Genomic DNA, 14598 nt, shown 5'->3' with positions numbered 1-14598 from the left:
AGATCTAATTGGCGGTAATCTGCTTTGCTTTTCATCGTCTTTCTTCTCTCAATAGAATGTCATTACTGAATTATCTTCATGAAGAAAAATATTTTTCTTCATGAAGATAATTATTTTTTTTCATGATGAAAAATATTTTTCTTCATGAAGATAATTCGGAGCCTTAGCTTTACTGTTGCGCAAGTAGTTGTGAATAAGGTGATTACTAACAGACGAAAAGAAAAGCGAAAAACGCCTTTGTGCGATGCTGTTCGTGATAGGCTTGATTGCAATCTATCGCGGTGTGTAAACCCTCTAACGTACAATAGTTTACATGCTCAGCGTAGTCTCATTTTCTGCTAACAATCATCAAGCCACTTGCTAACCACGTATTGGGAAAGCGTCAGGCATCCATCGGCAAATTAATCATAGGAAACATTATGTCGAGTGACAACTCAATTACTGCGGATAATCAGCTCTTTTGATTATTAGTTGATGGTAGTGTAGGGCTTATTCTGTCCTATAAAGGAATATAATTGTCCTGTTATTCTAAGTTTAGAGAGGGTGAAAGGAATAGGTAAAAATTATCATTTAATATCTAATTTATTTTTTGCTTTGCGGATAAATGTTTATATTTGCAGGAGATAAAGTATAATCGGCAATCCGTCTATAAGCTTCGCTTGTAGATAGAGTATCTGCTGAAGGGACGAAGAAAAATAAGGAAAACAATGCAGACAATCAGTCATCTTTCTGTTCTTATACATGAACAAGCGAAAAAATACGGTACTAAAGCAGCCATTACCTTCCGTAACTTTGGTAGTTTGGAGTGGCGTGCAGTGTCATGGAATCAGTTCTCAATGCGTGTAAAGGAGGTTTCAAACGCTCTTTTGAACCTTGGGATGAAACCTCAAGAGACGATTGCTGTGTTCTCACAGAACTGTATTCACCATCTTTATACAGAATTTGGTGCATACGGTGTGCGGGTGATTAGTATTCCTTTCTACGCCACAAGTTCTGAACAACAGATACAATATATGATTCAGGATGCCAGTGTAAGGTTCCTTTTCGTTGGTGAACAGGAACAGTATGACAAGGCACGTCGCATCCAATCGCTTTGTCCTTCGCTCGAAAGAATTATTGTTTTTGACTCGAGTGTACGACTTAGTCAGCACGACCCCAATTCTATTTACTTTGAAGACTTCCTAAAGTTAGGGGAAGGTTTCCCACGTGAAGCTGAGGTGGAAGAGCGTTGGGGGCAGGCGAATGAAGAAGATATTTGTAATATACTTTATACAAGTGGTACCACAGGAGAGAGTAAAGGCGTGGTCTTAACATATAAGATGTATCATGCAGCTTTGCGTGCCAATGCAAAGAGTGTACCCTTGAATGACAAGGATCGTGTTATCAACTTCCTACCGTTCAGCCATGTCTTCGAGCGTGGATGGGCTTATCTGGCTCTCTCTCTTGGAGCTGAATTGATTGTAAACACCTATCCTAAGGAAATACAACAGAGTATGCGCGAGACACATCCGACGTGTATGGCAGCCGTACCTCGCTTCTGGGAGAAGGTTTATGTGGCTGTGAAGGAACGCATGGAGAACTCCAGTGTCGTTCAACGCAAGCTGTTCTATCATGCTTTGAACGTTGGAAGGAAACGCAATATACAGTATATAGCACGTGGAAAGCGTGTTCCACTTACGTTAGAGATGGAGTATAAGTTTGTTAATAAGACTGTACTAAGTCTTGTTCGTAAGCAGTTAGGACTGGAGAATCCTCATATCTTCCCAACAGCGGGGGCTTACGTGTCACCAGAAGTAGAGGAGTTTGTACATAGTGTTGGTATTAACATGATTGTTGGATACGGACTGACAGAGAGTCTGGCAACCGTTACCTGCGACCATATTGGACAGCCATATACTATAGGTTCAGTAGGGCGTCCAATCGAAGGTATTGATATCAAGATTAGTGAAGAAGGTGAGGTAATGCTGAAAGGACCTACGATTATGCCTGGATACTTCCGTCGTGAGACATCTAATGCAGAGGCTTTTGATAAAGACGGATACTTCCATACGGGTGATGCGGGGTATATGAAAGATGGTGAGTTGTTCTTGAAAGAACGCATCAAAGACCTCTTCAAGACCTCAAACGGTAAATATGTCGCACCGCAGATGGTTGAGGGTATGCTATTAGTGGATAAGTTTATTGAACAAGTGTCGGTCATAGCAGACCAGAGAAAGTTTGTGGCTGCATTGATAGTGCCTGAGTTCTCTGTGCTTGAAGAGTGGGCTAAGGAGAACCATATAACGTTCAAAGACCGTGAAGAGTTATGCCAGAACAAGCGTGTTAACGAGATGATGCGTGAGCGTATAGAGACTTTACAACAGCGCTTGGCGTCATACGAGCAGATTAAACGGTTCACACTCCTCCCTCATCATTTCTCTATGGAGAACGGAGAGTTGACCAATACGCTGAAGCTAAGGCGCTCTGTCGTAAACCGTCGCTACCATGATGTGATTGAAAAGATGTACGAAGAGTAGGGAAGTAAATGAGTTGATGGGTTGACGAGTTGATGGGTTGGCAGGTTGATGGGTTAATTGTTAAGATGAATTAGGCAGTGTTTTGCTTGCTTTACGAGCCTTACGAGCCTTACGAGCGTCACTAGTCTTACTAGTTCTACAAGTATTGCTGGTCCTGCTAAACTTATTAGTTTTGCCAGCTCCCTAAGTCTCTAACAACGATAAAAGAATAAAGATGATAACAGCAGACCAGCTTAAAGATATACAAGAACGCACTGAAGCGTTGCACCGTTATCTTGATATTGATAAGAAGAGAATAGAGTTTGAGGAGGAACAACTCCGTACACAAGCACCTGACTTTTGGGATGATCCAAGCAGAGCACAGGTGCAGATGAAGAAAGTAAAGGATATTGAGAAATGGGTGAAAGACTATGATAAGGTGCGGGCGTTGGCTGATGAGGTGCAATTAGCATACGATTTCTATAAGGATGAACTTGTGTCTGAAGAGGAGGTTGACGCTGCCTACGATAAAGCACTTCGGTTAATTGAGAGCTTAGAGTTAAAGAACATGCTTCGACAAGAGGAAGATCCGATGGAGTGTGTGATGAAGATTAACTCGGGAGCAGGCGGTACGGAGAGTCAAGACTGGGCTTCTATGCTGATGCGTATGTATATGCGTTGGGGCGAGGCACAGGGTTATAAGGTGACTATCTCTGATATTCAAGAGGGCGATGAAGCTGGTATTAAGAGCGTGACAATGAAGTTCGAGGGTGGAGAATACGCCTACGGATACCTGAAAAGTGAGAATGGTGTACACCGATTGGTACGTGTTAGCCCCTTTAATGCCCAAGGTAAGCGTATGACAAGCTTTGCCAGCGTGTTCGTAACACCGTTGGTTGATGACACAATCGAGGTCTTTGTCGACCCAGCTCGCGTCAGTTGGGATACTTTCCGGTCGAGTGGTGCGGGTGGACAGAACGTCAATAAGGTGGAGTCGGGAGTCCGTTTACGCTATCAATATGAGGACCCTGACACTGGAGAACAGGAAGAGATCCTTATTGAAAACACCGAGACTCGCGACCAGCCAAAGAACCGTGCGAAAGCTATGCAGCTTTTGAAATCACAGTTATACGACCGTGCTATGAAGAAGCGGATGGAGGAGCAGGCTAAGATAGAGGCTGGTAAGAAGAAGATAGAATGGGGAAGTCAGATAAGGAGTTACGTCTTTGATGACCGACGTGTTAAAGATCACCGCACGAACTATCAAACCTCTGATGTCGACGGGGTGATGAATGGTAAGATAGATGATTTCATTAAGGCTTATTTGATGGAGTTCCCAGTGGAGGAGTAATTACTCCTCTTTGATTTAAACAGAATGATTTAATAACCTTTTTAAGTAATATAACTATGAGTGAAAGAAGTAAATATAATCGCAAAGAGCGTGAACTTAAACAAGAGAAGTATGCTAACCGTGTTATTGGATGGCTTGCATTGATATTGGTAGCCTTAGGTGTTTTGACGATTGTCATTGCTTCCTATATGTCTTAAAGGCATAGATAGGGAATGAGATGACGAACACATCTATAATATAAGACGGTAGATACTTATTATAACAACGTTTCTTATGAGTGGATTAGAGATTGAAAGGAAGTTCTTAGTACGTAAAGATAGGGATTGGAAAAGGCTTGCCAGCAGTTGTAGTCATATACAACAAGGATATTTCGCAGCCGTTAACACCGTTCGTGTACGTATCCGAGACGATAAAGGATACCTAACGATTAAAGGTCCATCAAGCAATGGAGGCTTGTCACGTTACGAGTTTGAAAAGGTGATATCACTTGAGGAAGCACAGCAGTTAATGCTGTTGTGCGAGCCTGGAGTTATTGACAAGCACCGTTACCTTGTCCCTTTTGAGGGTCACACCTTCGAGATTGACGAGTTTCATGGGGACAATGAAGGACTCGTGTTAGCCGAGGTTGAGTTAGGAAGTGAGGGTGAAGCCTTTGCTAAACCAGATTTCCTTGGCTTAGAGGTAACGGGCGATCGCCATTTTTATAACTCCCAAATGCGTCGCAACCCATTCAAGCTTTGGTGCGATATCGTACCAGAAGAATACCGATGATGAGGGCTATTGTGGAGCCTAAGGAGTCTGCAAAGAAGTCAAGCCATTCGCCACTCCGATTGCCATTCGTGCAGTAAGTCTGCAGAATCTCTATGAGTCCACCCATCAAAAGAGGTACAAGCCAGGCCCAGCCAACAATGAAGGAGGGGCTTGGATGCTTGGTTGTGCGTATGTATTCAAGGCATATACTTACTCCTAAGACCAAGTAGATGACACTATGTGTCCACTTATCAATAAATCTAATATCGTTCAGTGGCGTCTCTGGAATAGGTATAAAGCATAACACCCAAGTAGCAATAACGATGATGCAACTACATGGATACTTTGTGAGGATATGATGTAATAAATGCATAATTAACTTTGAATCTGATACAAAGGTAGATATTTTTTTGTATATTTGCACATGTATTCATGTTAAATCTATATGGGTGAACATAAAAGAGCAAAGTTTGGAAGCAAACTTGGGATGATACTTGCCACAGCAGGAGGAGCTGTTGGTTTAGGGAACGTATGGCGTTTCCCATACATGACAGGTCAGAATGGTGGTGCAGCCTTCATTCTTATTTATATTGGTTGTATCTTGTTATTAGGCTTACCGTGTATGATAAGCGAGTTTATCATTGGTCGTCATGCTGCTTCTAATACGGCCCGTGCCTACACGAAAGTGTCTAATGGCACTGCTTGGAAGTGGGTGGGTTACTTGGGAGTGCTCACTGGCTTCTTGATTACAGGCTATTATGCTGTGGTGTCAGGATGGTGTTTGCAATACGGTTTTGCCTCTGTGATGAATCACTTACACGGTTCACCAGCTTATTTCCAATCCTATTTTTCAGACTTCTCCACCAACCCTTGGAAGCCTGTCTTATGGACAGCTGCTATTCTGTTCTTCACCCACTACATTATTATTCATGGTGTAAGGAACGGTATCGAACGTGCTTCAAAGATTATGATGCCTGCCCTCTTCGTGTTGTTAGTTGCTATTGTCGTCGCTTCTTGCCTTCTTCCAGGGGCAAGCAAAGGTATTGAATTTCTGTTGAAGCCAGACTTTAGCAAGGTAACAGGCGATGTTTTCCTTGGTGCGTTAGGTCAGTCTTTCTATTCGATGAGCATTGCTATGGGTTGTATCTGTACTTACGCCTCTTATTATAGCCGTCATACAAACCTCTTGAACTCAGCTGTTCAGATTGGATTGATTGATACCATCGTGGCTATTCTTGCTGGTCTGATGATCTTCCCAGCAGCTTTTTCGGTAGGAATCAACCCTGACAGTGGTCCTTCTCTTATCTTTATCACCTTGCCAAACGTCTTCGAACAGGCCTTCTCGAGTATGCCTATCATCGGATATGTTATCTCCTTCGCATTCTATCTACTCCTTTCTATGGCTGCTTTGACGTCGTTAATCTCCTTGCATGAGGTGAGCACGGCTTTCTTCCAAGAGGAGTTACACATTAGCCGACCACGTGCTGCAATGATTGTTACGGTGGGTTGTTTGCTGATAGGGGCTGTTTGTTCTTTGTCATTAGGAGACTGGAACTTCTTGAAGATAGCTGGTGTCGACCTCTTCGACGTCTTCGACTTTGTCACAGGACAGATATTCTTGCCTGTAGGCGGACTCCTTACCTGTCTGTTCATAGGGTGGTATGTACCGAAGAAGTTGGTGAAAGACGAGTTTACTAACTGGGGGACGATACGTGGAACCTTCTTTGGAGTGTATTATTTCCTCATTCGCTTCGTCTGTCCATTGGCTATTTTGGCCATCTTCCTACATCAGTTAGGAGTCTTCTAAACGATTAGATACTTGCTTCCCTCCCTCCTCTTCTTATCAAAAGAACGATGTCTTGTTGTGCTATCAAGTAGAGTCTTTGGACGAAGAGGAGGGAGGAAAGAGTTGAAAAGATATTCCATAATATTCTACTCTCTACTACCTAAAGACTTAAATCAGTACTTAATAATTACATGACTATGCCCAACCCTTCAGAAGCACAGATTTCCAAGGGATCATAGGGACTTAAACCTTACAACCAATGAACCTCAAATCTATATTCTATCTCCACCGTTCTGACCGCAAAGTAGTCTTTCTGTTGTTACTATTCGTTGCTGGATGTGTTGGTATAATACTCCTTGTTGGCAACCAGACAAAGACGACGTCGGATGTTAAGAACGATAGTCTTTCACATCAGAAGTCAGTATCCTTTGCCCATAAAGCACCGCTTCCTGAAGTGGTGACAGCAGAAGGTAACCACCTCTTCACCTTTGATCCGAACACAGCCACGCCCGAACAGTTGCAACAGTTAGGCTTGGCTCCTTATCAAGTGCGTAACATCATGAAGTATCGAGCTAAAGGAGGAGTGTATCGTTCACCGATGGACTTTGCCAGAGTCTACGGTCTTACATGCAAACAATATCGGACTTTAGAACCTTATATAACGATAGGCGATGATTATCAACCTGCCTCAACACTGGCCTCCGTACAAGCTTATATAGCCCAGAAAGAAGCCAATAAGCAGGCAGCCCATGCCGCTTACGAAGCTTATAAGGCACAAAATACGTATCAACCCTACAAAGGTTACGAGCGTGACACGCTCCGTTATCCTGTGAAACTGAGAGTGGGAGAACACGTCAACCTCGTTACTGCGGATACAACACAGCTAAAGAAGATACCAGGGATAGGGTCGGGATGGGCACGAGCTATCCTCAATTATGGTAAACGATTAGGTGGATATGTTGCCGTGGGACAGTTACAAGAGATTGAGGGGTTCCCAGAAGAGGCCCTACCTTACTTCTCTATTGCCAATCCAAAGACTGAGAAAATAAACCTAAATACGGCAAGTCTTTCACAACTTAGGCGTCATCCTTATATGAACTTCTATCGTGCAAAGGCAGTCTGCGACTATCGGCGGCTAAAGGGAAAACTCACAACTCTATCACAACTCCACCTGTTAAAGGAATTTACCCCAGATGTTATCGAACGCCTACGTCCCTATGTTGAGTTCTAAATAGGTGCTTTCATGTAGCATATATACATGATTTTAAGATTGTTATAACATCATATAAGGTTAGAAACGAGTGATTATAAAGGTCAAAAAGAAAGTCTTCACAGTCTTATGAAACGTTCATTCTGTTCAACGAACACCACCCGTAGCGAATTATTTTCATGAAAATAAATATTTATTGTCATGAAAATAAATATTTATTTACGTGAGAAAAAATCTTTCTTGTCATGAAAATAATTCGGTCAGAATGGTTGGGAGGAGGTTTGCGAAGCGATTACAGAATGAGAAAAGACGGTTTCTAAGAACCGTCTTGATAGTGTTCTCTCATCTATAAAACCTACCTTAAATCGCAAGATAAGTATTAAAAAAGACATACAATACTTTGCATTGTCTTTCATTTAGATTACCTTTGCAGTAAGAAAAACTAATGACAATGGACATACAGGAGATATACAAGATTTACCAAGAGCATCCCGTCGTTACTACTGATAGTCGTAACTGTCCTGAAGGAAGTATCTTCGTGGCATTGAAGGGAGCTTCATTCGATGGTAATAAGTTTGCGGAAGCAGCCTTAGAAAAGGGCTGTAGCTATGCTATCGTTGATGAAAAAGAGTACGCAAAGGATGGTGATGAACGCTTCATCCTTGTCGACGACGCCCTAATCACCTATAAGGAGTTGGCGCGCGAACACCGTCGTCAGTTCTCAATCCCTGTGATTGGTATTACAGGAACTAATGGTAAGACAACGAGTAAAGAGCTTATCTCAGCCGTGTTAGCCGAGAAATTCAACGTACACCATACGGAGGCAAATTATAATAACGACGTTGGCGTGCCACGTACCTTACTTGGTATTCGTCCTGAACATGAGATAGCTGTCATCGAGATGGGTGCCTCTCACCCTGGAGATATCGAGAAACTCGTTACTTACGTAGAGCCAACTTGTGGTTTGATAACCAATGTTGGACGTGCTCACCTGCAGGGCTTCGGTAGTTTTGAAGGTGTGAAAAAGACGAAGGGCGAACTCTATGACTTCCTTAAAGCTCATGATGGATTGCTCTTCCTCAATGAGAGTAACCCCGACCTGACGGCGATGGCAGGGCAACGAGAGTTCAATCGTGTCATCACATACGGGCAGGATGAGACGGCAGACGTGCAGGGCTATGTTGTTAATTGTGCTCCTTTCTTACATTTCGAATGGCAGTCATCAAGTCTGAATACCCACCAGCCAGCTCCTACCATCTATGATGTGCAAACCCATCTGATAGGTTCTTACAACTTAGATAATATGTTGGCGGCCATAGCCATTGGTCTTCACTTTGGCGTAACACCGCAACAAATAAACAACGCATTGGAGAATTACATTCCTCATAACAATCGCTCACAGCTGACAGAGACTGCTCATAACAAGCTAATCGTGGACGCTTATAACGCTAACCCATCCAGTATGGCTGCTGCGATAGACAATTTCCAACTGATGGAGGTGGATAATAAGATGGCTATTCTTGGTGATATGCGTGAGTTGGGAGATGCTTCTGCAGTCGAACACCAGAAGGTTGTTGACTTATTGAAGGCTACTGATATCCGTAACGTATGGCTTGTTGGTGAAGAGTTTAGTAAGACACAGACTGCTTTCCGTAAGTTCCATGATGTCGAGGAGGTCAAGGCTGAGATTGCTTCTCACCGTCCAGAAGACCATTACATCTTGATAAAAGGAAGTAATGGAATCCGTCTTTTTGAATTGACAGACTTGTTATAACGGGTTGTAAAAAGGGCGAGATTGTTTGCATTAGTTGCAGAAAAATACTTATCTTTGCACTTGCTTATCATAGCAATCGGGATGTAGCGCAGTTGGTAGCGCACTACGTTCGGGACGTAGGGGTCGCCAGTTCGACTCTGGTCATCCCGACTGAAAAAGGGAAGAAACCGTGTGGTTTCTTCCCTTTTTGGGTTTTATAGGGCTTATAAGGCTTATTAGTCTAATTAGGCCTATAAGCCTTATTAACTATCATCCCCTTAGTCTTTCCCTGCAATCCTCAAGGATAGCTAACAACTCAGCCAGCTTTGTTGTGCGAAGCATGGCTATACGCGTCTGCTTAAAGTCAGGTATTCCTTTGAAGATAGGCGATGATGCTAAGTGTCTACGGGTGTGAAGAATACCGCGATGTTCGTCAATACGCTCCACATTGATACGTAACATCTCCTCAAGAATGTCAATCTTCTCGTCTATTGTCAACTGCTTCTCTCCTTGATAGAAGAGCCACGGACAACCAAAGGTAGCACGCCCAATCATCACTGCGTCTACCCCGTAACGGTCGAAGCGTTCGTTTGCTTGTTCGATACTCGTCACGTCGCCGTTGCCAATGATGGGTATATGAATACGTGGATTGTTCTTTACTTCACCGATGAGGGTCCAATCTGCCTCACCAGTATACATCTGTGAACGTGTGCGACCATGGATGGTTAATGCCTGAATACCGCAGTCTTGTAGTTGTTCTGCCAGTTCTGTTATAATAAGGTTGTCGTTATCCCAACCCAAGCGGGTCTTTACTGTGACAGGTGTCTTAACTGCTTTCACAACCTCTCGAGTGATGTCAAGTAGCAAGGGGATATTCTTCAGCATACCAGAACCAGCCCCCTTGTTAGCAACCTTCTTAACGGGACAACCGAAGTTAATGTCTATTACGTCTGGTCTTACCTGTTCAACGATCTTTGCGGCTTCAACCATTGAAGCCACGTCCCTGCCATATATCTGTATTCCTACAGGTCGTTCGCTATCATCAATGACTATCTTTGCAAGGGTCGACTTGATGTTTCTGATTACAGCATCAGCCGAAACGAACTCCGTGTAGACCATAGCTGCACCGAAACGCTTGCACATCTTGCGAAAACCTATGTCTGTTACGTCCTCCATAGGGGCTAAGAATAGAGGGCGTTCTCCTAAGTCTATTGTTCCTATTTTCATACTGCAAAGGTAAGGAAAAGGCTTTGAATAGTAAAAAGGTAGGGTAGTAAAAAAGTGAAAGGAGGACGAAAAGGCTCACTTCTCTCTGTTGGGTAGGGGATAAGAAAGCCTTGATAAGAGGGTAGTCTATGATTGTTGGGAAGGTTATATATTCTTAATTTTTTTCTTGAGAAGGCCATCTTTGCAACCAAGTTGCAAAAGTTAATCTTTATCTTTGCAGCAGAATATTAATCCAGTAACAGGTTTTAAGTTATGAATAAGAAACTATTAAGAATCATTCTCACGGTTGTTCTCCTCGTTGGAGCATGGCTGGTAGAGCATTTCGCAGCACTCCCAATGTGGCAGTTGTTGCTTGTTTATCTGGTACCATATCTGGTTATCGGTTATGATGTACTTGAAGAAGCTGTTGAGGGAATCATGGAAGGCGACCCATTCGACGAAGATTTCCTCATGAGTCTTGCGACAATTGGAGCATTGCTCATCGGTTTCCTCCCAGGTGCTGAACCCCAGTTTATTGAAGGAGTCTTCGTTATGTTGTTCTTTCAAGTGGGCGAACTCTTTGAACATTATGCGGAGGATAGGGCCCGTAAGTCCATCTCCGACTTGATGGACATCCGTCCTGATGTTGCTTATGTAGAGCGAAAAGGAAGCGTAGAGAAGGTAAGTCCAGACGCAGTAAATATCGGTGAAACATTGATTATAAAGCCGGGAGAGAAGATACCATTGGACGGTACGATTCTTGAAGGGACCTCGAGTCTTAATACAGTGGCGTTGACAGGCGAGAGTCTACCACGTGATGTGAGCGAGGGGATGGAGGTTATCTCTGGTTGTGTCAATCTTTCGGGGGTATTAAAGGTACGAGTAGACAAGCCATTTAGCGAGTCTACGGCAGCTAAGATTATCCAACTTGTAGAGAAGGCGAGTGAGAATAAGTCGCACAGTGAGTCGTTTATCCGTCGATTTGCACGTGTTTACACTCCGATAGTAGTCATCTCTGCCCTTGCGTTGGCCATTATCCCACCTTTCTTCTACGATAGTTATGCTACGGCCTTAGGTGTTTGGCTCTATCGTGCATTGACCTTCTTGGTCGTAAGTTGCCCATGTGCCTTAGTGATATCTATCCCGTTAACCTTCTTCTCTGGTATCGGAGGAGCTTCACACAGGGGTATTCTTATTAAGGGAGGAAACTATATGGATGCTTTGGCAAGGCTCTCTACGGTGATGTTCGATAAGACAGGAACATTAACGCGAGGCTCTTTCGCTGTTGAGGCTGTCCATCCAGAGACCTTATCAGAGCATGAATTACTCCACTTGGCGGCTCATGTCGAACGTTACTCTACCCATCCTATTGCCCTTGCACTTCGTCAGGCTTATAAGAATGAGGCTGATAGTTGTAAGGTGGAGGATATAAAAGAGACAGCAGGACAGGGTATTACGGCTTCTATCAATGGTAAGACAGTGAGCGTAGGCAACGTTCGTATGATGACAACACTTGGTATCACACCCCCTGTTTGTGAGCGTTGTGCGCATCAGACAGGAACAGTTGTTCACATAGCTGTCAATGGTGAGTATGCTGGACACATAGTTATTTCCGACCAGTTAAAGGACGATTCGATAGCAGCTATCGATAGTTTGAAGCAGTTAGGAGTACGAAAGACGGTGATGCTGACTGGCGACAAAGAGGAAGTTGCAAGGCAGATAGCCGAAGAGACAAAGGTCACGGAGTATCATGCCAACCTCCTTCCTGCCGACAAGGTAGACTATATCACACGTTTTATCACAGCTAAGAAGGAGGGCGAAACGATAGCTTTTGTTGGCGATGGCATCAACGATGCGCCTGTACTGGCACGTGCTGACGTAGGCATTGCGATGGGTGCTTTGGGCAGTGATGCCGCTATCGAGGCTGCTGATGTTATCTTGATGGATGATAAACTATCGAAGATAGCACTTGCTATTAAGCTCTCTCGACGTACAATCTTTATAGCGAAAGAGAACGCATGGTTTGCTATTGGCATTAAAGTAGCAGTCCTTCTCCTTGCAACCTTTGGGTTGGCAAGCATGGGGTTAGCCGTCTTTGCTGATGTTGGCGTTATGGTTCTTGCTGTTCTCAATGCGATGCGAGCACGATAGAACGGTCTCTCCTCCGAATTATTTTCATGAAAAAAAATATTTTTGTTCATGATAATAAATATTTCTTTTCATGAAAATAATTCATTTTGTTCGTGAAGAAAAATCGAGAAAGGTTGTTTCTTCATTATAGTTTTCCTTCTTCTCGATAGGAGAAATAGCCTCCATCGGTAAGCACAACATGGTCGGCAAAGTGAATGTGAAGCAATTCGCAGGCCTTTTGTATGCGTGATGTAAGGAGGTCATCATCACGACTTGGAGTGGTGTTGCCGCTTGGATGATTATGACAAAAGACCAGAATGGTCGTGTTCTTCAATAGTACTTCCTTCATCATCAGGCGTATGTCGACAGGAGCCATAGTAAGTCCACCCACGGAGATGCGTTTCGCTTCGATGAGTCGAAAGTTCTGTTTCATCATTAAAACCCACGCTTCTTCGATGTCAAGGTCCTGTATTGTGGTGTGCATGAACTGATAGATACCATCAGCACTATTGAGTATTGGCGCCTCTTCTACGGTAGCCTTTTGTCGTCTTTTACCCAGTTCGCAGGCAGCAAGGATGGTGATAGCCTTTGCAGGACCTATCCCTTTGTATTGTTCTAAGTCGTGCAGAGACAGTTTACCAAGGCTGTTCAGGTTGTTTTTACAATCGTTGAGAATACGCTTCATGAGGTCTACGGCACTCTCTTTCGGGGTACCAGAGCCAATCAGTATGGCAAGTAGTTCGGCATCACTTAGCGCATTTGCGCCCAATCTCTCAAGTTTTTCACGTGGGCGGTCGGCCTCCGCCCAGTGAGTAATAGATAAGGTTTTTGGTTCAGAAGGCATTATATTAAGTTATCATTAGGATTTACTTGTAGAAGTTCTTCTCGTATGCAGAGAACTCATCCATGCCACATACGCAGCGTTTCCACCATGCACTGATGAAACCACAACCGTAGCCTGTGAGCTGAATGAAGGCTGCAGCGATACTAAGGAGTCCTATCTTTAGACTGTTGTTTTGCATGGTTGAGTCTACACAGATGATGATGCTGTAAAGTAATAACGGTATCAACCCTATCATGACGAGGAGACTACCAATGATGTTGAGTATCGGTATGCAGAGAAGGAAGAGTCCGGAGAGGATTAATAAGAGCAGACAAGCAGTGCCAACGGTGAATACCATTGGTAGCAGATGGACAAGTTTCAGAGAGTCGGGATACTTCTTATAGAGGTTGATTCGGGCTATACCAGAATTATAAACCTGCTTCCAGAACTTGCGGAAGTCCGTTCGCCGTTTGTGCCATACCCATGCTTTAGGGAACAGACGACAGCGTTTGCCGGCCTTGAAGATACGGATAGAGAAGTCAATGTCTTCTCCAAAGCGCATCTTAGAGAACCCACCTAACTCCTGATAGACGTCACGTCGGATGCCCATATTAAATGAACGAGGATAGAACTTGTCAAGTTTCTTCTTGCCACCACGTATTCCTCCCGTTGTGAAAAACGATGTCATTGAATAAGAGATGGCCTTTTGTGTGTCGGTGAAGGACTCATGTGCACAGTCAGGACCACCAAAAGCGTCGGCAGGTTCACGGTTCAGCTCCTCGCTAACAGCACGAATATAACCCTTGGGAAGTACAACATCGGAGTCAAGAATCAGTAGATAGTCCCCCTTGGCACGCTCGGCACCATAGTTGCGGCTCTGTCCTGGACCTGAGTTCTCTTTGTAGTAATAGTGCAGGTCGAGCCTGTCGGCATACTTGTCGCACACCTTCTTACACGGAACTTGTGAGCCATCTTCAACGATGATGACCTCGAAATCCTTCTCTTCCTGGCTGAGCAGGCTCTCTAATAGTTCGTCAACCTCATCCGGACGGTTGAAGACTGGGACAATAATACTGTACTTCATAATATTGCAA

General features: G+C 43.8%; 12 protein-coding genes and 1 tRNA gene. 9 read left to right on the top strand and 4 right to left on the bottom strand.

The window, feature by feature from the left end:
• Positions 1-707 precede the first annotated feature (707 nt).
• The 4 genes from HMPREF0666_RS11760 to HMPREF0666_RS11750 all read left to right on the top strand — a co-directional run bounded on the left by HMPREF0666_RS11760 (position 708) and on the right by HMPREF0666_RS11750 (position 4617).
• Positions 708-2516, top strand: coding sequence for a long-chain fatty acid--CoA ligase (locus HMPREF0666_RS11760; protein WP_009012583.1), 1809 nt, complete (start codon positions 708-710; stop codon positions 2514-2516).
• Positions 2517-2730: 214 nt separating this feature from the next.
• On the top strand, positions 2731-3846 hold the full coding sequence (gene prfB, locus HMPREF0666_RS11755) for a peptide chain release factor 2 (protein WP_009012582.1): 1116 nt from the start codon (positions 2731-2733) through the stop codon (positions 3844-3846).
• A gap of 56 nt (positions 3847-3902) precedes the next feature.
• Entirely contained in the window at positions 3903-4043 is a 141-nt protein-coding gene (locus tag HMPREF0666_RS17665; protein WP_009012581.1) for a hypothetical protein, read from the top strand.
• Between the two features lie 76 nt (positions 4044-4119).
• On the top strand, positions 4120-4617 hold the full coding sequence (locus tag HMPREF0666_RS11750; RefSeq protein ID WP_009012580.1) for a CYTH domain-containing protein: 498 nt from the start codon (positions 4120-4122) through the stop codon (positions 4615-4617).
• Here HMPREF0666_RS11750 and HMPREF0666_RS11745 read toward each other — a convergent pair.
• The gene (locus HMPREF0666_RS11745; RefSeq protein WP_009012579.1) at positions 4577-4969 is read right to left on the bottom strand and encodes a VanZ family protein; all 393 of its coding nucleotides are present in this window, start codon (positions 4967-4969) and stop codon (positions 4577-4579) included. The two genes, HMPREF0666_RS11750 and HMPREF0666_RS11745, sit on opposite strands and share 41 nt — an antisense overlap.
• A 72-nt stretch (positions 4970-5041) precedes the next feature.
• Here HMPREF0666_RS11745 and HMPREF0666_RS11740 point away from each other — a divergent pair, with 72 nt between their 5' ends.
• From HMPREF0666_RS11740 to HMPREF0666_RS11725, 4 genes are all read left to right on the top strand, one after another.
• Positions 5042-6403, top strand: coding sequence for a sodium-dependent transporter (locus HMPREF0666_RS11740; protein WP_009012578.1), 1362 nt, complete (start codon positions 5042-5044; stop codon positions 6401-6403).
• A 238-nt stretch (positions 6404-6641) separates the two neighbouring features.
• The gene (locus tag HMPREF0666_RS11735) at positions 6642-7613 is read left to right on the top strand and encodes a helix-hairpin-helix domain-containing protein (protein WP_009012577.1); all 972 of its coding nucleotides are present in this window, start codon (positions 6642-6644) and stop codon (positions 7611-7613) included.
• Between the two features lie 430 nt (positions 7614-8043).
• Complete coding sequence (murF, locus tag HMPREF0666_RS11730; protein ID WP_009012576.1) at positions 8044-9366, top strand: UDP-N-acetylmuramoyl-tripeptide--D-alanyl-D-alanine ligase; 1323 nt, start codon at positions 8044-8046, stop codon at positions 9364-9366.
• 77 nt (positions 9367-9443) lie between these two features.
• Positions 9444-9516, top strand: a tRNA-Pro gene (locus HMPREF0666_RS11725).
• 99 nt (positions 9517-9615) lie between these two features.
• Here the strand turns inward: HMPREF0666_RS11725 and dusB are convergent.
• The gene (gene dusB / locus HMPREF0666_RS11720; protein ID WP_009012575.1) at positions 9616-10572 is read right to left on the bottom strand and encodes a tRNA dihydrouridine synthase DusB; all 957 of its coding nucleotides are present in this window, start codon (positions 10570-10572) and stop codon (positions 9616-9618) included.
• A gap of 252 nt (positions 10573-10824) precedes the next feature.
• On the opposite strand from dusB, the gene HMPREF0666_RS11715 reads away from it, so the two are divergent.
• The gene (locus HMPREF0666_RS11715; protein WP_009012574.1) at positions 10825-12702 is read left to right on the top strand and encodes a heavy metal translocating P-type ATPase; all 1878 of its coding nucleotides are present in this window, start codon (positions 10825-10827) and stop codon (positions 12700-12702) included.
• A 124-nt stretch (positions 12703-12826) separates the two neighbouring features.
• Here the strand turns inward: HMPREF0666_RS11715 and radC are convergent, their stop codons facing one another.
• On the bottom strand, positions 12827-13525 hold the full coding sequence (radC, locus tag HMPREF0666_RS11710; RefSeq protein WP_009012573.1) for a DNA repair protein RadC: 699 nt from the start codon (positions 13523-13525) through the stop codon (positions 12827-12829).
• A gap of 22 nt (positions 13526-13547) precedes the next feature.
• Positions 13548-14588, bottom strand: coding sequence for a glycosyltransferase family 2 protein (locus tag HMPREF0666_RS11705; protein WP_009012572.1), 1041 nt, complete (start codon positions 14586-14588; stop codon positions 13548-13550).
• Between the last annotated feature and the right edge of the window lie 10 nt (positions 14589-14598).

This window comes from Prevotella sp. C561 (genome assembly GCF_000224595.1).
Taxonomy (GTDB): Bacteria; Bacteroidota; Bacteroidia; order Bacteroidales; family Bacteroidaceae; genus Prevotella; species Prevotella jejuni.
This window is presented reverse-complemented; position numbering and strand designations above follow the sequence as displayed.

Excerpts from the sequence above, each read along its gene's own strand:
- HMPREF0666_RS11760 (WP_009012583.1), top strand. The coding sequence starts at position 708 with ATGCAGACAATCAGTCATCTTTCTGTTCTTATACATGAACAAGCGAAA.
- prfB (WP_009012582.1), top strand. The coding sequence starts at position 2,731 with ATGATAACAGCAGACCAGCTTAAAGATATACAAGAACGCACTGAAGCG.
- HMPREF0666_RS17665 (WP_009012581.1), top strand. The coding sequence starts at position 3,903 with ATGAGTGAAAGAAGTAAATATAATCGCAAAGAGCGTGAACTTAAACAA.
- HMPREF0666_RS11750 (WP_009012580.1), top strand. The coding sequence starts at position 4,120 with ATGAGTGGATTAGAGATTGAAAGGAAGTTCTTAGTACGTAAAGATAGG.
- HMPREF0666_RS11745 (WP_009012579.1), bottom strand. The coding sequence starts at position 4,969 with ATGCATTTATTACATCATATCCTCACAAAGTATCCATGTAGTTGCATC.
- HMPREF0666_RS11740 (WP_009012578.1), top strand. The coding sequence starts at position 5,042 with ATGGGTGAACATAAAAGAGCAAAGTTTGGAAGCAAACTTGGGATGATA.
- HMPREF0666_RS11735 (WP_009012577.1), top strand. The coding sequence starts at position 6,642 with ATGAACCTCAAATCTATATTCTATCTCCACCGTTCTGACCGCAAAGTA.
- murF (WP_009012576.1), top strand. The coding sequence starts at position 8,044 with ATGGACATACAGGAGATATACAAGATTTACCAAGAGCATCCCGTCGTT.
- dusB (WP_009012575.1), bottom strand. The coding sequence starts at position 10,572 with ATGAAAATAGGAACAATAGACTTAGGAGAACGCCCTCTATTCTTAGCC.
- HMPREF0666_RS11715 (WP_009012574.1), top strand. The coding sequence starts at position 10,825 with ATGAATAAGAAACTATTAAGAATCATTCTCACGGTTGTTCTCCTCGTT.
- radC (WP_009012573.1), bottom strand. The coding sequence starts at position 13,525 with ATGCCTTCTGAACCAAAAACCTTATCTATTACTCACTGGGCGGAGGCC.
- HMPREF0666_RS11705 (WP_009012572.1), bottom strand. The coding sequence starts at position 14,588 with ATGAAGTACAGTATTATTGTCCCAGTCTTCAACCGTCCGGATGAGGTT.